This is a genomic window from Arcobacter ellisii, from assembly GCF_003544915.1.
Taxonomy (GTDB): domain Bacteria; phylum Campylobacterota; class Campylobacteria; order Campylobacterales; family Arcobacteraceae; genus Aliarcobacter; species Aliarcobacter ellisii.
Map to the genome: position 1 here is coordinate 1,371,513 of NZ_CP032097.1, position 21,920 is coordinate 1,393,432.

General features: G+C 28.3%; 18 protein-coding genes. 10 read left to right on the top strand and 8 right to left on the bottom strand.

The genetic code is table 11. The features are described from left to right. Positions 1-8 precede the first annotated feature (8 nt). From flgK to AELL_RS07095, 8 genes are all read left to right on the top strand, one after another. Positions 9-1,607 (top strand): flagellar hook-associated protein FlgK, encoded by a 1,599-nt coding sequence (gene flgK, locus AELL_RS07060; RefSeq protein ID WP_118917269.1) that lies wholly within the window; start codon positions 9-11, stop codon positions 1,605-1,607. Positions 1,608-1,618: 11 nt separating this feature from the next. Further along, positions 1,619-2,956, top strand: coding sequence for a flagellar filament capping protein FliD (gene fliD, locus AELL_RS07065; protein WP_118917270.1), 1,338 nt, complete (start codon positions 1,619-1,621; stop codon positions 2,954-2,956). A gap of 59 nt (positions 2,957-3,015) precedes the next feature. Further along, a complete protein-coding gene (locus tag AELL_RS07070) occupies positions 3,016-3,861 on the top strand; it encodes an EF-hand domain-containing protein (protein WP_118917271.1) in 846 nt (281 codons plus the stop codon). Positions 3,862-4,009: 148 nt separating this feature from the next. After that, positions 4,010-4,552 (top strand): ribosome hibernation-promoting factor, HPF/YfiA family, encoded by a 543-nt coding sequence (hpf, locus tag AELL_RS07075; protein ID WP_118917272.1) that lies wholly within the window; start codon positions 4,010-4,012, stop codon positions 4,550-4,552. A 92-nt stretch (positions 4,553-4,644) separates the two neighbouring features. Continuing rightward, entirely contained in the window at positions 4,645-6,111 is a 1,467-nt protein-coding gene (der, locus tag AELL_RS07080; protein ID WP_118917273.1) for a ribosome biogenesis GTPase Der, read from the top strand. Positions 6,112-6,128: 17 nt separating this feature from the next. Beyond that, a complete protein-coding gene (locus tag AELL_RS07085) occupies positions 6,129-7,700 on the top strand; it encodes a SulP family inorganic anion transporter (protein ID WP_118917274.1) in 1,572 nt (523 codons plus the stop codon). Next, positions 7,693-8,346 carry a uroporphyrinogen-III synthase gene (locus AELL_RS07090; RefSeq protein WP_118917275.1) on the top strand — a complete coding sequence of 218 codons (654 nt, stop codon included), beginning with the start codon at positions 7,693-7,695 and terminating at the stop codon, positions 8,344-8,346. Before AELL_RS07085 ends, AELL_RS07090 begins: the two co-directional genes overlap by 8 nt. Before the next feature lie 293 nt (positions 8,347-8,639). Continuing rightward, a complete protein-coding gene (locus tag AELL_RS07095) occupies positions 8,640-9,872 on the top strand; it encodes a tyrosine-type recombinase/integrase (RefSeq protein WP_118917276.1) in 1,233 nt (410 codons plus the stop codon). A 5-nt stretch (positions 9,873-9,877) separates the two neighbouring features. On the opposite strand, the gene AELL_RS07100 is transcribed toward AELL_RS07095, so the two are convergent. From AELL_RS07100 to AELL_RS07135, 8 genes are all read right to left on the bottom strand, one after another. Then, positions 9,878-12,742: a type I restriction endonuclease subunit R gene (locus AELL_RS07100; RefSeq protein WP_118917277.1), complete on the bottom strand. Its 2,865-nt coding sequence runs from the start codon at positions 12,740-12,742 to the stop codon at positions 9,878-9,880. 14 nt (positions 12,743-12,756) lie between these two features. Further along, positions 12,757-13,995: a restriction endonuclease subunit S gene (locus tag AELL_RS07105; RefSeq protein WP_118917278.1), complete on the bottom strand. Its 1,239-nt coding sequence runs from the start codon at positions 13,993-13,995 to the stop codon at positions 12,757-12,759. Then, positions 13,988-14,215 carry a hypothetical protein gene (locus AELL_RS07110; RefSeq protein WP_118917279.1) on the bottom strand — a complete coding sequence of 76 codons (228 nt, stop codon included), beginning with the start codon at positions 14,213-14,215 and terminating at the stop codon, positions 13,988-13,990. Before AELL_RS07110 ends, AELL_RS07105 begins: the two co-directional genes overlap by 8 nt. An 11-nt stretch (positions 14,216-14,226) precedes the next feature. After that, a complete protein-coding gene (locus tag AELL_RS07115; protein WP_118917280.1) occupies positions 14,227-15,786 on the bottom strand; it encodes a type I restriction-modification system subunit M in 1,560 nt (519 codons plus the stop codon). A 127-nt stretch (positions 15,787-15,913) separates the two neighbouring features. Next, positions 15,914-16,540, bottom strand: coding sequence for a site-specific integrase (locus tag AELL_RS07120; protein WP_118917281.1), 627 nt, complete (start codon positions 16,538-16,540; stop codon positions 15,914-15,916). Between the two features lie 44 nt (positions 16,541-16,584). Continuing rightward, positions 16,585-17,424 carry an IS21-like element helper ATPase IstB gene (gene istB / locus AELL_RS07125; RefSeq protein WP_080950537.1) on the bottom strand — a complete coding sequence of 280 codons (840 nt, stop codon included), beginning with the start codon at positions 17,422-17,424 and terminating at the stop codon, positions 16,585-16,587. Continuing rightward, positions 17,421-18,923, bottom strand: a complete 1,503-nt coding sequence (istA, locus tag AELL_RS07130) for an IS21 family transposase (protein ID WP_192941207.1) — start codon at positions 18,921-18,923, stop codon at positions 17,421-17,423. Before istA ends, istB begins: the two co-directional genes overlap by 4 nt. Positions 18,924-19,025: 102 nt before the next feature. Then, complete coding sequence (locus tag AELL_RS07135) at positions 19,026-19,610, bottom strand: hypothetical protein (protein ID WP_118917282.1); 585 nt, start codon at positions 19,608-19,610, stop codon at positions 19,026-19,028. 492 nt (positions 19,611-20,102) lie between these two features. Between AELL_RS07135 and AELL_RS07140 the strand changes: the two genes are divergently transcribed. Next, a complete protein-coding gene (locus AELL_RS07140; protein ID WP_118917283.1) occupies positions 20,103-20,735 on the top strand; it encodes a recombinase family protein in 633 nt (210 codons plus the stop codon). A gap of 280 nt (positions 20,736-21,015) precedes the next feature. Then, the gene (locus AELL_RS07145; protein WP_118917284.1) at positions 21,016-21,468 is read left to right on the top strand and encodes a hypothetical protein; all 453 of its coding nucleotides are present in this window, start codon (positions 21,016-21,018) and stop codon (positions 21,466-21,468) included. The last annotated feature ends 452 nt before the right edge of the window (positions 21,469-21,920 follow it).

The window sequence follows — 21,920 nt, forward strand, 5'->3', positions numbered from 1 at the left end:
AGTTTATTATGATAAATTCTTTATACATCGCAAAAAGTGGTCTTAATGCCTCAAAATATTCTGTTGATGTAACTTCTAATAATATTGCAAATGAAAATACTGATGGTTATGTAAAAAGAGTTGTTAATACTTCAGAATTAAGTAGCTTAGAGGATAATATTGGAAATGGAGTCTCTTTTGATGGAGTTACTAGAACAACAAATAGTTATTTATATGATAAATTAGTTGCTCAAAGTAGCTTAGCTTCATATTATGAACAAGAAGATTCTATATTAAGTAGTATCGAAATAATGTTTGATGAAGCTGATGATAGTGGTTTTTCAACAACTTTGAGTAACTTTTTTAATTCAATTGAATCATTAAGAGAAGAACCTACAAACTTAATTTATCAAAATGAATTATCAACTCAATCTCAATTATTAGTAAACAATTTACAATCATTAAACAGTGATTTAGATGATACCTTAGAGAGTTTAAATACACAATTACAAGAGCAAGTAAATAGTGTAAATGAAATTTTAGAACAAATTGTGTATCTAAATAAACAGATGCAACAAAGGGGAGAAACAAATGATTTGCTTGATAAAAGAGATGCTTTAGAAAAAGAGTTAGCAAATTATGTAGATATAGAAATAAATAGAGATAGTGACACTTATAACTTAAAAATTTCAGGTGTGAATGTAATTTTCAATGATACAAATTTACATGAAGTTAGTATAAATGAAGAAAATATTGCACAAAAAGATATTTATTCTTCATCTTCTTTAGATGATAGTAATTTTAGTGATGGAGATGAAATTACTATTTCTTTAAATAACACTACAACATTAACATTAAGTGCAAATCTTAGTGGAACAGATGAAAATGAGTTAAAACAACAAATCATTGATGAAATAAGTTCAAATTCTAATTTTTCAAACTACACAGCTTATCTTGATTCAAGTAATAATCTTGTTATTAAATCAAATATTAAAGGAGAAGAGGGTTCTTTTGATATTGGTATTTCTGTAAATAGTAGTGAAATATCAAAAAGTGCAACTTCTGTTGAAGCTGAAAATAATGTCTCACTAGCTGTTTATAATAATGAATTATCTCTTGCAAGTGGTTCTTTAAAAGCTATAACACAAGAACTTACAACTTCAACTTCAAATATATATTCATATAAAAATAGTTTAGATGAATTTGGAAGTTCATTGGTTGATTTAGTTAATTCAAGTAGTGATACACCTCTATTTACTGGTTCAAGTGTTGATACACTAAATTTTATTTCTGATAATGTAAGTTCTTTATCAAGTGATGATTTAGAAAATTTATCACAAATACAATGGTCAACAAATTTAACTATTGGTTCAACTTCAAATACCTCATTTAGTGAGTTTTATCAAAATTTATTAGTTACAGTCTCTTCAAATGTTGAGAATAATAGTTTTAAACTTGACTCTCAAAATGCAATAGTAAATTCTTTAGAAACAACATATAACAATCTTACAAAAGTAGATTCAGATGAGGAAATGATAAATCTTCTTCAATTTCAAGCAGCATATGAAGCAAATGCAAAGATAATAACTGCAGTTGATGAAATGCTTCAAACGCTTTTAGCAATGTAAAAGGATATAAAATGGCAGATGGAATTTTAGGACTTGGAAGTTCAGGAAGTGTAGATTTAAGTTCAGAGTTGATTACTAAATTAAAAACAGCAGAAAGTACAGCAACTCTTGACCCTATAACAGAAGAAATAGAAGATACTCAAGCAGAATTAGATGCTTTAACAGAGATAGAAACAATGGTGTTAGAATTACTTGATTTAGTTGATGATTTTGATTTATATACAAGTGGAACTAATGCATTTGATGAAATTAGTGCAACAACATCAGGTGATTCTGTAACTTTTGATGCAACTGATTCAAGTAAATTAACTCCAGGGACAATTAGTGTTAGTGTTAGTCAATTAGCTCAAAAAGATGTATATCAATCAAATACAATTTCAGATACAACAGCAACTATGGATTCAGGAACCATAACTATTACAGTGGGTGAAAATAGTTATGATTTTTCGACAGATGGAAAAACTTATGAAAGTTTGGTAACTGAAATGGGTTATAACTCTAATTTTGAAGCAAGTTTAGAGCAAGTAGGTGATGATTCATATAGACTTGTAATAAAAAGTAGTGAAACTGGAGAATTAAATGCAATTTCTATTTCTCAAACAGATATAGATTTAGGATTTGAAGATGAAGATAGTCATGTTTTAACAGCACAAAATATGCAAGCAACAATTGATGGTATTTCTTACGATGTTTCATCAAATAAAGTAACAATGGCTAATGGTTTAATAATAACTGCTACTACAACTGGTGATTCATCAATTACCATGGAAAGAGATACAAGTACATTAGTATCAACAATCGAAGAAGTTGCAGATAAATATAATGATTTAGTTGATTTAGTAAACTCTTATATTCTAGGTGATGAAGATGACCCAGCAACTATTTCTGATTCAAGTACATTAAAAACAATGATGAATAGTATAAAAGAGATTTTATTTGGAAGTTATGGTTTAGATGATGAAGAGAGTTTGTTTAAGTATGGAATTTCATTTGATAGTGATGGTTATCTAAATGTCGATTCAACAGAATTAACTGAAGCAGTTACGGATAATTATGATGATTTAAAAGAATTATTTGTTGGTTATGCTGAAAAAGAAGGAATAGGCACAAAATTAAAAACATACTTAGATTCATTAGATAGTTTAGATGGACTTTTTACAACTTATGAAGATAAATTAAACGACAGAATAGATACATTAAATGAAGATTATGAAACAGCTTCTGATAAATTAGATGAAAAATATGAACAAATGGCTACACAATTTGCAGAATATACAGTATTGATTACACAAATGGAAACAGCTTTTGAATCTTTAAAATTAATTATTGACGGAAGTAGTGATTCTTAATAATTTTGTTACCCATTATTTACTTTAAAAGAATAGCATTTTAAAAAAAGGAGGATACAATGACAATTTCTTCGTATAGTTCTATAGGTATAATGTCTCCTATAAGTAATATTTCAAAAGACATTATTTCTCAAAGTGATACAAATTCTGATTCATCTTTAAGTATTGATGAATTAGGTGTTAGTGAAGAACAGTTTTCTACACTTGATAATGATGGAGATGGACTAGTTACACAAAATGAAATAGCAAGTGCAATTGATAGTAAACTATCTTCTTTTGATGGAGAAATGCCTTCAAAAGAAGAGTTTGAAAGTTTAATATCTGAATTAGGTCTTCAAATGCCAGAACCATCAACTACTAAAGAAGCAAATGATTTTAGTTCTATGATAATGTCAAGTTATGATAGTGATTCAGATTCACTTCTTAGTGCAAGTGAAGTTTCTATATTAAGTGATGAAGAGTTTTCTGCACTTGATACAAATAGCGATGGTTCAATTTCAACTGATGAATTATCAAGTGCATATGATCAAGTAACTAATACATCTTCTAATTCTTCTGAATTTGTAGCATCAATGCCACCACCTCCAAGTGGTGGAGGTAGCAGTTCAGCTAGTGAGGAAGAAGAGTATGATGAACTTGATACAAATAAAGATGGCGTAGTTTCTCAAGAAGAAAAAAATGCAGCATTAGGAATTGAAACAGCTGATAATTCAACGGTAAAAGATACTATAAAATTATTACTTGATACTATAAAAACAAATAGTTCTGATTCATCAGAAAATTTAGATTTAAGTAACTTCAAAAACATTATGAAAATGATGAATAATCAAACAAATAATAGTGAATTAAATAGTTACGTTAAAAACCTTTCAAACTCAAATTCTTCTATATTTAATTACACTTAGAGTTTTCTAAGCGTAATTTATAAAAATTCAAAAAATTATCAAAATTTCTCTTCATTTACAAGGTTATACAAGTGTTATTTTTTTAAGAAACTAACCCATTTTATCTTTTTTATGTTAGAATAAATAAATTATATATAAGGAGTATGTTATGAATACAAGTATTGTAGGAAGACACATAGAATTAACAGATGCGATCAAAGATTACATTAATAGCTCAGTAGAAGTGTTTAAAAAATATAATTTAGATATTATTTCTGTAAACTCAATAATTTCACAAGATGAAAAACATGGTAAAAAAGCTTTCTCTTTTGAATTCACTTTAAATATTGCTCATTTAGATACAATTGTTGTAAAACAAAAAGATAAAGATTTATACGCTGCAATTGATATTGCAGTTGATAGAGTATCTAAAGTTTTAAGAAGACATCATGATAAAATTGCAGCTCACAAAGCTACTAAATTATCAGAAGTTGAAGCTAATGAAATTCAAGATAAAATTGCATTAGAATTAGAGAAATTTGAAGAAGAAATTACTCCTGTAAGATTAACATCTTATAAACCAATGGATATTGAAGAAGCACTAGAAGATTTAAAAGCTTCAGATGCTTTATTTAAAGTATTTATTGATAAAGATGACAATATGAGAGTTTTATATAAAAGTTCAGTTGCAGGTAAATTTGGATTATATTAATATAAACCTCTTTTATTTAAGGAAGGTATTAGCTATAATGCTAATACCTTTTTTTATTTAAAAAACAAAAAAACTTAGGATTTAAAATATTTATGGATAAAACACTAAAAAAGATTGCACTAATAGGGCAACCAAATGTAGGAAAATCATCATTATTTAATAGAATTGCAAATAAAAGAATTGCAATTGTATCTGATATGGCAGGAACTACAAGAGATATTAGAAAACACGAAATTGAAATAATGGATAGAAAAGCATTAATGTTAGATACAGGTGGTATCGATGAAACTAATGATGCTATATTTTCAAATGTAAAAAGAAAAGCTATAGAAACAGCAAAAGAGGCTGATATAATACTTTTTATGGTTGATGGTAAAAATATACCTGATGATAAAGATAAAGAATTATTTTATGAGCTTCAAAGATTAGGGAAAGAGTTAGCCTTAGTTGTAAATAAAATTGATAATGATAAAGAATTAGAAAGACTTTGGGAGTTTTTTGAATTTGGTATTGGAGATGAAAACCTTTTTGGAATTTCAGTTTCTCATAATAGAGGAACAAAAAATCTATTTGAATGGATTTACCAACACCTTCCTGTTAATCTTGAAACAGTTGCACGTGAAGAAGCAGAGGCTTTAAGAAAAGAAAGAGAAGAAAATTTTGATTTTGATGATGAAGAAGATTATTCTTTAGAATCAGATGAAGATTTTGTTAAAGAAGAAGTTACTGAAATTGATGAAAATAAAATCAATGTTGCAATTATAGGAAGAGTAAATGTTGGAAAATCTTCTATACTTAATGCAATTTTAGGTGAAGAACGTTCAGTTGTTTCTCCAATTGCTGGAACTACAATTGACCCAGTTGATGAATCGTTTGAATTTAAAGATAAACAAATTACTTTCGTTGATACAGCAGGTCTTAGACGTAGAGGAAGTATAGAAGGTATTGAAAAATATGCTTTAATGAGAACTAAAGAGATGTTAGAAAAAGCAAATATGGCTTTAGTTGTTTTAGATGCTTCAAGAGAACTAACAGATTTAGATGAAAAAATTGCTGGGCTTGTTGATGAGTATGGTTTAGGAACAATTATTGTTTTAAATAAATGGGATGAAAATATGGATACCTTCCAAAAAATGGAAGAAGAAATAAGAAGAAGATTTAGATTTTTATCTTATGCTCCAATAATTGCAGTTTCTGCAAAAACAGGAAGAAGTATAGAAAGACTAAAAGATAAAATTATTGAAATTTTCAATAACTATACACAAAGAATTCCAACTTCTCAATTAAATAGAGTAATTGAAGAAGCTGTAATTAGACATTCACTTCCAAGTCCAAATGGTGCTTATTTAAGAATTTATTATGCAACACAATTTAGTACTAGACCACCAAGAATTGCACTTGTAATGAATAAACCAAGTCTTTTACACTTTACGTATAAAAGATATTTAATTAACTTCTTAAGAGAACAGTTCAATTTTGAAGGAACTCCAATTCACGTAATTGCACGTGGTAAAAACGATAAAATGGGTGATGAAGAGTATTTAGAAAGAGATAAATAGTTTTTAGGAGTATTTCCTTGAATAGAGTTAAAAATGATATTTTTGCAGGAATAACTGCTGCCGTTGTAGCTTTACCATTAGCTTTAGCTTTTGGAGTTGCAAGTGGTGCGGGTGCAATTGCTGGATTATATGGTGCTATAATTTTAGGTTTTTTTGCTGCTTTATTTGGAGGAACTCCAACTCAAATTTCAGGTCCAACAGGACCAATGACCGTTGTTTTTGCATCTGCAATTGCAGCCTTCCCAAATGATTTTTCTACTGTTATGACTATTGTTTTCCTTGCTGGTTTAATGCAAATTTCTTTTGGAATAGTAGGAATTGGTAAATGGATAAAATATATTCCATATCCAGTAATTTCTGGTTTTATGTGTGGAATTGGTGTTATTATCATTATTTTACAAATTAATCCATTTTTAGGTGTGGATTCATACACATCAATCATTTATACAGTAACTCACTTACTTGATACTTTTGGAAAAATTAATTATGAAGCAGTAATTCTTGCTACACTTACTTTGATTATTATGTTTTTAACTCCTAAAAAAATATCAAAAATCATACCTCCTGCTTTAATTGCTCTTGTTTCAATGACACTATTATCAATATTTTTAAGTTTTCAAGTAAAAGTTATTGGTGAAATTCCTATGGGATTACCTGATTTTGTTTTACCAATGTCTTTTGATATTTTAAAACTAAGTACGATTTTAACATTGTCTATTACATTAGCTTTATTAGCTTCTATTGATTCTCTTTTAACTTCTGTTGTTGCTGATTCAAAAACAAAAACAAAACATGATTCTAAAAAAGAGTTGATTGGGCAAGGAATTGGAAATGCCATTTGTTCTTTCTTTGGTGCAATTCCAGGAGCAGGGGCAACAATGAGAACTGTAATAAATATTAATAGTGGAGCAACAACAAAACTATCAGGAATGGTTCATTCAATAACACTTTTGTTAATAGTTTTATTTTTAGCTCCTCTTGCTTCAAAAATCCCATTAGCAGTATTATCTGGAATTTTGGTAAAAGTAGGTTTTGATATTTTAGATTATAAATTTTTAAAAGTTTTAACAAAAATAACAAAACAAAATTTAATTATTATGATTACTGTTTTTTTACTAACTGTATTTGTAGATTTAATTATGGCAGTTGGTGTTGGTATAACAATTTCATCAATTATGGCTGTTTATCAAGTTTCAAGAAATACACAAATAAAAACTGCTCGTTCAAAAGTATCTTTTGATATAGATATAGAAAATCAAGATGTAAAAATCATAAAAGTAAATGGTTCTTTATTTTTTGGAACGGCTGCATTTCTTGAAGATAAATTAGAAAAAGTTAAGAATTGTAAAAAAATTATAATTGATTGTAAAAATGTATCCTTTTTTGATATTTCTGCAATATTTACTTTAGAAGAAATTATTGAAAAATTCAAAAGTAAAGATTTGGAAATAATTTTAGTTCTTAGATATAGACATAAAAGAAAAATACTATCTGTAGATAATGATAACGTGTTTAAAAAGATTAGAATGTATTCAAATTTAGATGATGCGATAAATTATACGCAAAAATATGAATTAATTCATGGCTAAAATTTATTTACTTAACTCTCAAAAATATGAGGGTATTGAAAATTTAGAAGTTTTTCAAATAGAATTTTTAAAAAAGAATATTGATTTAACAAAATATGATGCTTTGATATTTACTTCAAAAAATGCTATTTACTCTTTAGATTCATCTAATAAAGATTGGAAAGATGTTCCTTCATATGCAATTGCACCTAAAACTGCAAGTATTATTAAAAGTCTAGGTGGTAAAATATCATTTATAGGTAATTCAGGTCATGGAAATGATTTTGCATATGAATTAATACCTTTATTAAAAGATAAAAAAGCTTTATATATAAAAGCTTTAAAAACTGTTTCAGATTTACCAAAAATTTTAAAGGAAAATGATATTTTTGTTGATGAAGTTATTACATATAAGACTTCTTGTAAAGAATCAAATAAAGTTTTAGAAGATAATTCTATATTTATTTTTACTTCTCCTTCAACAATTGAATGTTTCTTTAAACAATACTCATGGAAAGATTCTTATAAAGCAATTGTAATTGGAAAAACAACAGCAAAATATCTACCAAAAGATGTTAATTATGAAATAAGTTTAGAAACCTCTGTAGATGAATGTATAAAACTAGCAAAGCAAAATTTTTTTAAACTCAATTTTAATCATAATTAGATAAAATAAGAGAATCTAAGTAGTTCGAGATTTCCATTGTTGTGGGTCCGAATAAATAATTTTCGCGGGCAGTTGTAGTCAGATGGTGTGCAGCGATTCATTGCGTTCTCGCTCCTAAAATCTGCACTTGCCTGCAATTTGTGGCTTATGTGGGCCATTTGATGGTTAACGACTACTTGGGTATTACTCAATTTTATGGGCTTTCTAGCTAATTCTTAAAGAAAACTTAGAATACTCTATCACAAACTCATTCACATTTTTGATGTATTTTAGTCAACTTAACAAGGCTAAAGATGAGTGTAAATCAACTAATTCCTACATTAAATACTAATAAATATGGTGTCTACTATCTTAGATTTAGAGTATCTAAAAGACTAAGAAGATTTTTTGACAAAGAGTACATTACTAAAACACTGTCTACAAAAGAATATAAAAAAGCTAAAGTTAAAGCTATGGTCTATAGAAGCAGATACTTAGAGTTACTTGAAGTTTCAGACTGGATTGATGATGATACATTAAAGTTAAAAGTTGATGACTACACAAAGAATATTCTTAAACTTGTTATTCCTGATAAATTAGAAACACAGACTAAACAAGACTTAGGGCTTAATATTAAAGAAGCTTTTGCATTGTATGATAAATGGTACAAGAAGCAAAATATTTCAGAACACCAATATAAACTTGTAATAAAAAGACTAGGAACAGCTATAAACTACTTTGGAGAGTCTAAGCTTGTAAGAGAACTTACTACAGATGATATTGAAGAGTATATTGATTTTCTTACTACTTATCCAAATCCACTTAAAAGCCCTTACAAGTCTATGAGTTTCAAAGAAATATTACAGCTAACAAATGTTCCTTCTAAAGACTTTATCTCATCTAGTACAGTAATTAAGTATATCAAAGCATTTAGACAACTAGAGAACTTTCTTGTAGATGATGGTAAGATAGATAGAAAAATAAGTAAGAGAGCAAAACTACCAACACCTTCTACAGTTAGTGTTAATCCATTTAATGAAGATGACTTAAAGATTCTTCATAAGGAGTTTGATATGTTAGGTGATTTAGGTCTTATTTACTATACATTTGCCTATACTGGAATGAGAACTTCTGAGTTTTGGAAATGTAGAATAGGGTGTAAAGATAAGATATACTATTTTGATTTGTCATATAAAGGCGTAGAGCTTAAAACAGCTTCAAGTAGACGTTTGATACCTATTCACTCTAAACTTATCGATAAAGGCATTCTAAATAGCTTAAAACACCTACAATCAAACTATAAACAATCTACTGTGAGTAATACTTTCAATAACAAGGTTATAAACTCAATTAAAGATAAAAAGAACAAAGTAATGTATGGTTTTAGACATACTGTTGCAACTAATCTAAAAAGAGCTGATGTTGATATTGACAAAATCTCAGAAATATTAGGTCATTGTTATGAAAATACTTCAATGACAAAAACAGTTTATACTAATGGTTACACACTTAAGCAACTAAAAGAAGCCATAGAATGCTTGATGTAAAAACCTTACCTATCATAAAACTTTTCAACAAAATCTACAATCTTATCAAGCACTCTTGGAATGATTGTTTTTCTTTCAAGCAACTTTGGTTTGACTTGAAGTGTTCCTGCAACATCATCATTAAGTGGTTTTCTTCCATCATATAAATAAGTATCAATCACATCTTTTAGTTTATCAGTATGTAATTTCTCTTGTGCACATAAAACTTCAAAAGCAACTGTTCTCTCTTCTTCAACGAACTTATCAAACTCTTCTTCAATCTCTTCAGGATTAATTCCCTCTAACGTTGTATCAATAAACTTCTCAATAAGCTCTTTTTTACTTCTAAGCTGAGGATTAGAGTTAATAGTATTTATAATATTTTCTCTTTGTTTTGCTTTGTGTTCTTTTGATGATTCTTTATATTTTGCTAAAAGTTTCAGGATATATGATACATTTATCTCATCTCTATGGATTAGTTCTAGTTCAAAATCAACATCATTTAAAATAGAAGTTTTACCATCTCCTAAACCACCTTTTTGAGCTTTTATCTTTTCATATAAATCAAGGTATTTAGATTTATAATCTTCAAACTGCTGTTCAGTCATAGATAAATCAGACCACTTAAACTCACTAAACCCTTCAAGAATATTTTTAAGTCTAATCAGCTCTCTAAATGCTTTTATAAAATCTAGTTGTTTCTCTTCATCAATAATCTCATCAACACTATTTACACTTGGAGCTATTTTTATTAGTTCTACAAAAGCTTCATTAAACTTTTTAACATAAGTGTCATAAGGCTTCATCAAAATAATATCTTTTGCTTCTTTATTTGAGAAAAGTGCAATAGCATCATCTGTATATTTCTTTAGATTTCTAAAGCACACTATATTACCTTGAGATTTTTTCTCTCCAAGTATTCTGTTTGTTCTACTGTAAGCTTGAATTAAACCGTGATATTTAAGGTTTTTATCTACGTATAAAGTATTTAGTCTTGGACTATCAAAACCAGTTAAAAACATATTTACAACTAAAAGAATATCTATTTGAGCCTCTTTTACTCTTTTTGAAATATCATTGTAATAGTTGTAGAAACTTTGAGAGTCTTTTGTAGTAAACTTTGTATCAAAGGTTTTATTATAATCACTAATATACTCTTCAAGTTTATCTCTTGAGTGTTTATTTATATGTGATTCATCAATATGTGCTCCATCAGATTCTTCAAGGTCATATATACCATCAGCACCTTTGTCCTCTTCATTTGCACTATATGAGAAGATTGTAGCTATCTTTAGATTATGTTTTTTCTTTTTGAACAGTTCATAATATTTACAAAGAACTTCTACACTACTTACACACATCATAGCTGTAAACTCTTTTGAGTGAGTTTTTCTATCGTGGTTTGTGATGATATAATCAACTATTTGTTCTAGTCTTTTATCATCTTCCATAAGCTCTTTAGTATCAATACCCTCAACCTCAAAGTCTTTAAATACTTCATCATTATCTTTTCTTTTATATCTTCCAATATATTCAACTGAAAACTTCAATACATTATCATCGCTTATTGCATCAGTTATAACATATCTATGAAGTATCTCATTAAACAGTTCAGCTGTAGTTCTTTTACCAAACTTATTTCCAACTGCATTTTCAGGGAATATTGGAGTTCCCGTAAATCCTATAAGTTGAGCATTTGTGAAAAAGTTTGTGATATTTTTATGTGTCTCTCCAAACTGACTTCTATGGCACTCATCAAATATAAATACAATCTTTTTATCTTTTAAAGCTTCCATATCTTTTAAGTAGTGAGGTTTTGATATTGCTGTGTTTAGTTTTTGAATAGTTGTGATGATTAAGTCACTATCTTTTGTAACACCTTTTTTATCTCTATGAACTCCTAAAAACTGATTTACTAAAACTTTTGTATTATCAGTTCCATCAACACTTCCATCACTAAAGCTATTAAACTCTTTGCTTGTTTGATAATCTAAATCTTTTCTATCTACAACAAAAACTACCTTATCAACCTCAGGAAGTTTTACTAAGATTTGTGAAGCTTTAAATGATGTAAGAGTTTTTCCTGAACCCGTTGTATGCCAAATATATCCGTTTTTATTTGTATTTTTAACCCTATCAACAATAGCTTCAACTGCATAATACTGATAAGGTCTTAATATCATCAAAATCTTTGGAACTTCTGCCAAAACAATATATTTACATATCATCTTAGAGATATGACATTTTTCTAAAAAGATAGTTGTAAACTCTTCAAGGTTTGTGATATTTTTATTGTTTTTATCAGCCCAAAAGAATGTTTGTTTGAAAGTTTGTTTTTTATTGTTTGAGTAGTATTTTGTATTTACACCATTTGAGATAACAAAGATTTGAACATAGTGAAATAAAGCACTATTAAAGCCATAAGAGTGTTTTTGATAACGATTAATTTGATTAAAGGCCTCTTTTAGTTCTAATCCTCTTCTTTTTAGTTCTATTTGAACAAGAGGCAGACCATTTATCAAAATAGTTACATCATATCTGTTTTTATATGCTCCATCTATTGTTACTTGTTGAGTTACTTGAAAAAGGTTTTGACACCAATGTTCACTATCCAAAAACTCAATGTAAGTGATAGTTGTATTATCATCTCTTAGAAGTGCATATTTATCTCTAAGAATCTTAGCCTTTTCAAAGACATTTCCTTTGTTTAAATGGTTTAGTATTTTTGCAAACTCGGTATTGCTTAGAGTTGTTTTATTATGCTTTTCTAGTTGTGATTTTAGATTTGCTTTTAGTTGTTCTTCATCTTTGATAGTTACTTTTTCATAACCTTGAGAAGCTAACTGTTTTACTAAGTTTTCTTCTAATACTGCTTCACTTTGTTTACTCATTTTAAACCTTTGTTTTATACAAACATCTGTTGTAGTAGTGCTTTTTTGAACTCTTTTGTAGAGTCTAGTTGTTTTTGAACTTGCTCTATTTTTGAATCTATTGAAGATAGGAAGTTGGCTATTTTTGTTTGTTCCTCAATAGATGGATAAGGAAGTTTGATTTCAGAAAACTGTTTAAAACTAATCATTTTACCATCTCTTATACCTTCAATGTTTTTATTAAGTTCTTTAATATAATTATCTGTTTTCATATATAATTTATAAAGCCTATCTTCAACTTCAATGTGAGGTCTTAAGATGATGTAAGCTGGACTGCAAATACCTTTATAATTGGAATATTCAATTCCTCCTTGAAATGACCTAAGGCTAATTATAAAATCACCTATTTCTACAACTTTATATGTTGCAACACTTTTGTCAGTAACACTAATTTGATAATCAATCATATCTCTAGGTATAGCACCATATTCTTGTGTAATAGCCAAAATAGGTAACTCTGAACTGTGATTTTTATTTGTAATTGTTTGAAATATTTCATTCCCATATTTCCATTTCCATTCAGGAAACTCACTACCATCATCAGCTTTAAATCTAATCTCTTGTGAAAAGATTTTTTGCATTACACCTTTTTTATATTGTTGTAAAAGTTCTTCTTTACGTGTCAGCTGTTCTATTTTTGTATCAACTGAAGTTAGAAATGAAGCTATCTTTTCTTGTTCCTGTTTTGAGGGTAGCTGAACATAAAATAACCGTTGAGTAGTTATAGGTACTTGATTTCTTGTTGATTGAGACATAACTCTCGAATATTGTTCTATAAAATCATTAGTATTAAAATATACTTTAAGATAATTATTTAACAATCTTTGATTATCACATCTATAATATGTGGCTGTTGTACTTAATACAACATAGTCAAAATCTGTTTCAAGTAATGCCACAGGACCTACTGTTGCATTATGTGCGAATAAAACATCTCCATTCTTGGCAATGCCTTTTTTAAACTTTGAAGCTCTTTCAATAGGTAAACACTTACATTTTTTTAAATTAACTTTACCATTTATAAAATCATTTGCTGTAACATATGGAATACCATTTTTTGTGAACTCATCACTTTTTGGATATAAAGCTCCGTGATTACCATCTAAGTGACTTATAATAGATTTATTATCAATAAGATTTTGTATTTTTATTTTTTCCCAATCTCCACTAAACTCTTTAAATCTCAACTTAGGTACATTCATATTTTTACTCATTATCACTACCTTTTAAAAGTAGATTTCTTTCCCTTAAAAGCTCTTTTTGTAGCTCTTCAACTGTTGGTAAATATTTATTACTCACTAAGTCTTGAATTGAAAAAATTAGATTATGAGTCCAACTCAATTTGAGAGACACCGTCTCCTGAATTAGTAATCTTGAGTTGATTAAAAGATTTCTAATATCTTCTATCATTTGATTATTGATTATATTACCCATAACATATTCCATTAAAATGGTTTAGCAATACCAAGCTCATCACAGAACTTAGCTATTATTTCATCTGTTGTTTTCATATCAATCTCTAGTGCTTTTAGTTCACTTGAAACTTTATCTAAGTCTATTTGCTCTTCCTCTTCAAACGTATCTACATATCTTGGAATATTTAAGTTGTAATCATTTTCTCTTATTTCGTCCATAGAAGCAAGATGAGAATACTTTTCTATCTCTTCTCTTTTTGCGTAAGTATTTACTATCTTTTCAATATTTTCTTCTGTTAGATAGTTCTGATTTTTGGCTTTTTCAAAATCATTTGAAGCATCTATAAATAAAACATTTTCACTATCTTCTCTACACTTTTTAAATACTAAAATACAAGTAGGAATAGAAGTACCATAAAAGATATTTGAAGGAAGTCCAATAACTGCATCTAAATAGTTTCTATCTTCTATTAAATATTTTCTTATGTGACCTTCAGCAGAACCTCTAAATAAAACTCCGTGAGGTAAAACTATAGCCATTGTTCCATTGTCATCAAGATGATAAATCATATGTTGAACAAATGCAAAGTCAGCTTTTGAAGATGGTGCTAATTTTCCATATTGAGAAAATCTATCATCAGACATAAATAAATCATTTGCAGACCATTGAGCAGAAAATGGAGGATTAGCAACGATTGCTTCAAATCTTTCGCTTAAGTGTTGAGGGTGTTCTAGTGTATCTTCTTGTTTAATGCTAAACTTTCTATAGTGCACGTCGTGCATAATCATATTCATTCTAGCTAAGTTATATGTAGTTCTATTTAACTCTTGACCGTAAAAGTTAGATACATCATCAACTTCTTTTGCAACCCTTAAAAGTAGTGAACCTGAACCACAAGTTGGGTCATATACAGATTTTAGTTTTGATTTTCCATTTGTTACTATCTTAGCTAAGATTTTAGATACTTGTTGAGGAGTATAAAACTCTCCAGCTTTTTTACCAGCACCAGCCGCGAATTGTCCGATTAGATACTCATAAGCATCTCCAAGTACGTCTCTATCGTGGTTTTTTAGTTCAAAATTGATTTTGTCAAGGTGTGTTAATACTTGAACTATTAGTTTGTTTCTTGCTTCTACTGTTTTTCCAAGTTTTGTAGAAGTTAAATCAAGGTCTTCAAATAGGTGTACAAAGTCATCTTCTGACTCGTGCCCCATAGTTGTCTGTTCAATGTTTCTTAGGATTGAAGTTAAGTCTTCTAATATGAAGTTGTTTGAAGTACCATTTCCTCTTTTTGCTATTTGTGAAAATAACTCTTCAGGTCTTAAAAAATAACCAAGTTTTTCAATAGCTTCTTCTTTTATTGCACTAATATAATCTTCTTCATCTTTTGAGCCAATAATTTCAAAATATGTTTTACCATCTTCTACAAGTATTTCATTTGCATAATCTTCCATTTTTTCTGATAAGTATTTGTAAAAGATAAATCCTAATATATAATCTCTAAACTCATCAGCGTCCATTTTACCTCTAAGGGTATTTGCTATATTCCATAATTGTTGTTCTAAAACTTTTTTATTTTCTTCACTCAAAGTAAAACCTTATTTATATTTTTAAAGGGTGTATAATAGCCAAACTCCTATAAAAAATAACAAAAAAATCTCAAAGCTAATAATCTATAGTGTTACTTTTAGATTCTCCCCCGTGGGGGTGTTGGATTTATGTATGATTAATAAGTTTTATATCTTGTATATTTGTAGCTCCTCCATCTCTTATATCCTCAATTCCCAAATGAATATAGTTTAAACTTGTACTAAGATTTTTATGTCCCATAAAGGTCATAATCTTATAACTATTCCATTTACTAATACTTGCTAATTTTGAAGCGACTGTGTGTCTAAGACCATAAGGTATATACTCTTTATATCTTTCTTTATCTGTCCAACCAAGATATCTTTTCATCTTATTCCATCTGTATTCAATCATATCTTTTGTAAGTGAAGTAAAGGTTAGTTTACTGTAGTTAATATTGTTTATTTCATCTTTCAATACAAAAGGTTTGTTTAGCTTTAATTCATAAAGTTTAGTTAGTGCAAACTCTAGCTGTAATTTAACTGCTTCTAAAACAACTCCGTTTAAGGGTAAAGTTCTTATCAAATTATTTTTTGTTGAAGCATAAGTACCTCTACTTATTGTTAATGTATTTTGTTCTAAATCAAAATCTCCAATCTGCAAATTATAATACTCTGCTGGACGTAAACCTAATCCTGAATTAATTATAAAAAACTGTATCATTTCCCAATCAGTTGGATTTCTTGTGAAAATTTTGATTGAAATTTGACCCACTTTTTTGATTAAAAATGACCCACCTGCAGATTGAAATTATAACATTAAATTTCGTTATTTTTATTCTCTAAATTTTGTTTCTTTTTACTTTTTGGCAATAAATCTTTCATTCTATAACTTGGACCATTTATTAAAAATGGATGTGAATGATGTAAAAGTCTATCTAGTATTGCTGTTGCTATCACATCATCATTAAATATCTGTCCCCATTCTTGAAATTCTTTATTTGATGTAATTATTGTTGAAGATTTTTCATATCTCTTTGAAATAAGTCTAAAAAAAAGTGATGCTACTTCTCTTGAAAGGTCTAAGTATCCAATTTCATCAATTATTAGTAACTCTATTCTACTCATACTTTCAAGATAATCTGTTATAGTATTAGAGTGATTTGCAGCTATTAGTTCATTGGTTAAATCTTCAGCACTTATAAATTTTACTCTTCTTCTTTGTTTGGTGGCTTCAAGTCCTAATGCAATTGAAAGATGAGTTTTTCCAACTCCTGGTGCTCCAACTAAAAGTACATTTGTAGCACTATCTAAAAAGCTTAGAGTTGCTAATTCTCTTATTAATTTTTCATCTATTTGTGGTTGAAAGCTAAAATCAAACTCATCTAAAGTTGCCATATATTTGAATCCTGCTTTTTTAATTCTAGCATTTACACTTCTATCAACTCTATCAACAATTTGTTGTTGCAATAGTTTATACAGATAATCTTGATATGATAGTTTTGCTTTAGCAGCATCGAGTGCTGCACTTTCATAATTATCTGCTACTGATGAAAGAGATAAAAGTTTGCAATAACTCTCTATATTTGCTTTTAGTGAACCATTTTCTAAATTAACTGGTCCAGAATTACGTAAGTTTGTTGTATTTTTAGTTCTCATAATTTGTAATCTCCTAAATCTCTTTTTATATTTGCTTGGGGTAATTTGATATTAAACAGATTTAACTGTTCATTTTTTGGCTTAGTTTGATGTGTAATTGTTCCTTTGATAAAGGAGAAGCTATAAATATTTAAACTAATTGCTTCTTCCATTGCCATAATACAATCAGCTTCATCATAGTATTCAAACAAGTTTGCTATTTTATAAAGGTGATAAGCTGGGCTAATTCTTTTTTGAACTTTGATATTTTCAATGAATTTATGAATATTTATGTAGTTAGCAAATCTTTTTATAAGTCTTGATATTGAAATGGCTATTGAATCAAACTGACTCTCTTTTCTATATCCAAAGAAATGCTCTTTATTAACAAGGACTTCACCTTTTTTAAGGCTAATTGTATGAGTTGCTATTAGTTTATTTTTACTTGAGTATATTTGCAAAGTTGTTCCATATAATACTCTTAACCACACCTCTTTACTTGCAAAGTAATGTGGAACTGAATATTTATTACCTTTGTAAGAGACTAAACATTCAGAATTTGCCTTTCTAAACTCTTCTTTAAATCCAACATATCGTTTTAATTCCCCAGTTATTGGATTTATTGGTAGTGGTTTTAAAAAACTTTGTTCCTCTTTTTCAAAGAGTATTTTTGAAATTTGTTTAGTTGTTCCATGAATTTCAAGATTATGCTCATCTTGGAATTGTTTTAATCGTTCTCTTAGATCTTCAAAGCTTTTAAACTCATTTCCAGATATAAAATGTGTTTCAAGATAACTAAAAGGTGATTCAACTTTACCTTTACTCCATGGATGTGATGGCATACTTCGTGTTGGTTTTATTCCATATAATCCACACAATGACAAGAATCTTGGATTCCAAATTAGATTATCTTTAGAAGCATTTGTTATAAATACTGTTGCATTATCAACTTGTATTCTCTCACAAACTCCACCAAAGAAGATAAAACTCTCTTCTAATGCTGTATATACATCACTTCCTGATACATTTAAACTTACATCATAAAATTTATATCTACTAAATCCTAAGATTGTTTGATGTATATTTATTTTTACAAGATTTTCCCCAATAGTAACTGTATATGGACTCCAATCATATTGCATCTGTTCAGCTGGTTTTGTTTCATATCTCATGTAAGCATGAGGTGAATTTTTACTTACATCGTTTGCTATTGGTTTTAAAATTTCTCTTATGTAAGCATATAAAGCATATTGACTTCCTCTATATCCTTTTGATTTTATATCTTTTAAAATTCTACTAGCTTTTAAATTTTTCTTTAAAAATGACTCTTTGATAAAATCAATAAATGGTTCAACTGCTTCATTTATCTTTTTCTCACCTCTGTTATATAAAGGTAATTCATCACTTGCTAATGCTTTTTTTACAGTATTTCTACTAATACCTAACATTAAAGCAATGGTTCTTGTCCCTAAGTTTGGATCTTTCTTTTTTAGATTACGAATAGTTACCCAATCCTCCATACTAATCATCTCCTTTTACCTTTCTTCATAATTATTATTTTTATGAGAAAAGAGTATGTTTTTTTAGTTTACAGGTGGGTCAAAAGTTTTCAAAATAGTGGGTCAATTTTCAGTCAAAAAATTCATTCTTGTTTCATCATAAATATTAAGTAAGGTGTTATACATATCCAACTCTTCATCTTTTGTAAAACTAATTTTTCTTTTTGAGTCTATACTCATTTTTAAACCTTGAAATGATAGTTTATTTTCAAGTATAATTTTTTGTTTTCGTTCAAGATATTCAACACTTGATTTTAGTGCAGAAATGTAGTGATTAACTGTTTTATTTGCATATTTTTTATTTACAAGGTATCTTTTAAATCTATCAAGGTCATCTATTGTAAGATTTGAAATAGCTCTTTTTTCTCCAAAAAAACTGCAAATCTTTAACCATCTATCTTTTGGATTTCTTTTATCTCTAAAATACTTCCATTTTGTTTCATATAAATATTCAGTAGCATCATAAAAAGTTAATTTTCTTGAACCATTTTCAGGGTTAGGATATATACTAGGTTCTTTTATATATTTTTTCCACTCTTTTTCAAGTCTAAGAGCTAATTCTTTATCTTGAGTATCCCAACTTTTTTGATACCTAATATGATTAATTTTAAAATCTGATTTCCAATAACCATTAGTTTTTTGATACATTCTAATCTCCAAAAAATAATTAAAAATAGCAATATACTTTTTTCAAATAGATATGTCAATAGGCATTAAGGATACGGTAATCCTTATACTTTATGTATTCAATACTCTTATAAAAAATATTTTAAAAATAATTAAAAAATCTCAAAGCCCATATCTCAATACACGTAAAAGAGATTCTCCCCATACCCCCACTTGAGTTTCATTTTTGACAACTCAAAGGGCAACTTAATCCACCAACTAAAATAAAAACCTTTCTGTCAGAAGCCTACAAGCTCTTTTATTCTTCTTTGTGATTGATTCGATTAATAAATTAGTTCTAGTGTTCCTAGATGAGCTAACAGACTTCTATTCGTTTGATTAATAATCTAGTTTATCAAGTTATAACCATCATTAAAACTTTATTGATTTATTAAGTATAATACTTGACAAAGAGTTTATGATTTGATAAAGTTTCAAGTAAAATATATATTAAGACTTGAAAGGAGATTTTAGATGACAATAGGATACCTTAGAGTTTCAACTGATAAGCAAACTGTTGAGAATCAAAAGAGTGAGATTAGAGCTTACTGTAATGATAAACTAAAGATAACTGTTGATGATTGGATTGAAGTTGTAATGAGTTCAAGAAAAGATTTAAGAGATAGAAAGATTGATGAACTTTTATCTGTCTTATCAAAAGATGATAAAGTAATTGTAAGTGAACTTTCAAGACTTGGTAGGTCAACTCAAGAAGTATTACAAACAATAGAAAGACTAATGAACTTACACGTAGAACTACATATCATTAAAAACAATCTAGTAATTAATCCTAATAATAAAAATGACTTTGTTTCAAAAGCTATGGTAACTTTGTTTGGTCTGTTTGCAGAACTTGAAAGAGACTTGATTAGTCAAAGAACTAAAGAGGCTCTAAAGTCAAGAAAAGAACAAGGTGTTAAACTTGGTAAACCTGAGGGAACTTTACAAAAATCAAAATATGATGAATATAAAGATAGAATCATTGAACTTAAAAACTTAGGTCTATCTCTAAATAAAATAGTTTCAAATCATTTAGAACCAGTTATGGGAAAAGGTAACTGTTCAGTTCAAAGCTTATCTACTTACATCACTAAAAGAGGTCTGTGAAGTCATCTCACAGCTCTTGTTTTAATTTATCCTAATACTTTTATTACCTAACTACTAAAAAGGCTTGTAGCCAACTTCAGAGAAGACTTTTATATCAAAAAATCACCCTAAAAATCCACTTTCAGAAATGCTCATAAAATCGGCTTTGTAGAAGATAGCCCACTCTAGGAAAGAAAATCTATCCAAAATAAACAAAATCAAGTCAAAAAGGAGGTTCAAATGAACAACAATCAAACACAAAGGATAAGCCACTTAAATTGGTGTATCAAAGGGAAGCGTAATGGCTACTAATCGAAAATATATTGCTAAAGTTCAACGAAGTAAAGTTGATATGAAAGAGACAGTTATTGAATTAAGTCCTAATGCCTTTAAACTTCTTAATCTGATTTACTATGAAATATTAAAAGATGAAAACCTAGCAGATGATAAAGCAATGAAACAACTTGGAGTTTCACGAAGACCATACTATAAAGCAAAAGATGAACTCAAAGAAAAAGGTTATATTAAAATCGTTCAAGTTGGTTCAACTAAATATAAATGGTATGTAGGTAAAGAAGCAATATCTAAAGATGACTTGAAGTATCAAAATAAGAAGAGAAAAGATGATGAACTCTTTGCTCAATTAGTTTTAGAAGGTATTTCTATTAATAATCAAGATTTTAAATCTAAAGAGAGTGGTGTATTTGTTCTTGAAGGGTTTGAACAAGACTTTGAAGATGAAATAGTAATCTAGTATGGTATGACCAAAAAGGACATAATGGTAATATATACTTGTAAGAAAACTAAAGAGACTTTTAGTTGCTGTCAAAACTTCTAAACTAACGATATAAAATGTGCTATGACCAAAAAGGTTACGATAGTAATATATACTTATGAGAAAACTTAACTGGACAGAAAGTATAAAGCTAAAACTGTCCAATATAAAAATTAAGCCCATTTGATAGGCTATACAGAGCTTATACTGTAAAGAACAACAATCTTATTTTAAGTAGGGACTTTAAGAGTCTTTGGTTGTTGGTTAAGCTTGATAATCTATAGAAAAGAGATTATCAACAGACCATAAATCATATTAAACTGACTGTTACTGTTGCTGTGTAGTTGTTCTTTAACTCTCTTCTATATTAGTATTGTATTTAGAAATAAGATGTAGTAGCTAGTATAGATGTATTAAAAGTAGTGCTATTG

Excerpts from the sequence above, each read along its gene's own strand:
- flgK (WP_118917269.1), top strand. The coding sequence starts at position 9 with ATGATAAATTCTTTATACATCGCAAAAAGTGGTCTTAATGCCTCAAAA.
- fliD (WP_118917270.1), top strand. The coding sequence starts at position 1,619 with ATGGCAGATGGAATTTTAGGACTTGGAAGTTCAGGAAGTGTAGATTTA.
- AELL_RS07070 (WP_118917271.1), top strand. The coding sequence starts at position 3,016 with ATGACAATTTCTTCGTATAGTTCTATAGGTATAATGTCTCCTATAAGT.
- hpf (WP_118917272.1), top strand. The coding sequence starts at position 4,010 with ATGAATACAAGTATTGTAGGAAGACACATAGAATTAACAGATGCGATC.
- der (WP_118917273.1), top strand. The coding sequence starts at position 4,645 with ATGGATAAAACACTAAAAAAGATTGCACTAATAGGGCAACCAAATGTA.
- AELL_RS07090 (WP_118917275.1), top strand. The coding sequence starts at position 7,693 with ATGGCTAAAATTTATTTACTTAACTCTCAAAAATATGAGGGTATTGAA.
- AELL_RS07095 (WP_118917276.1), top strand. The coding sequence starts at position 8,640 with ATGAGTGTAAATCAACTAATTCCTACATTAAATACTAATAAATATGGT.
- AELL_RS07100 (WP_118917277.1), bottom strand. The coding sequence starts at position 12,742 with ATGAGTAAACAAAGTGAAGCAGTATTAGAAGAAAACTTAGTAAAACAG.
- AELL_RS07105 (WP_118917278.1), bottom strand. The coding sequence starts at position 13,995 with ATGAGTAAAAATATGAATGTACCTAAGTTGAGATTTAAAGAGTTTAGT.
- AELL_RS07110 (WP_118917279.1), bottom strand. The coding sequence starts at position 14,215 with ATGGGTAATATAATCAATAATCAAATGATAGAAGATATTAGAAATCTT.
- istB (WP_080950537.1), bottom strand. The coding sequence starts at position 17,424 with ATGAGAACTAAAAATACAACAAACTTACGTAATTCTGGACCAGTTAAT.
- istA (WP_192941207.1), bottom strand. The coding sequence starts at position 18,923 with ATGGAGGATTGGGTAACTATTCGTAATCTAAAAAAGAAAGATCCAAAC.
- AELL_RS07135 (WP_118917282.1), bottom strand. The coding sequence starts at position 19,610 with ATGTATCAAAAAACTAATGGTTATTGGAAATCAGATTTTAAAATTAAT.
- AELL_RS07140 (WP_118917283.1), top strand. The coding sequence starts at position 20,103 with ATGACAATAGGATACCTTAGAGTTTCAACTGATAAGCAAACTGTTGAG.
- AELL_RS07145 (WP_118917284.1), top strand. The coding sequence starts at position 21,016 with ATGGCTACTAATCGAAAATATATTGCTAAAGTTCAACGAAGTAAAGTT.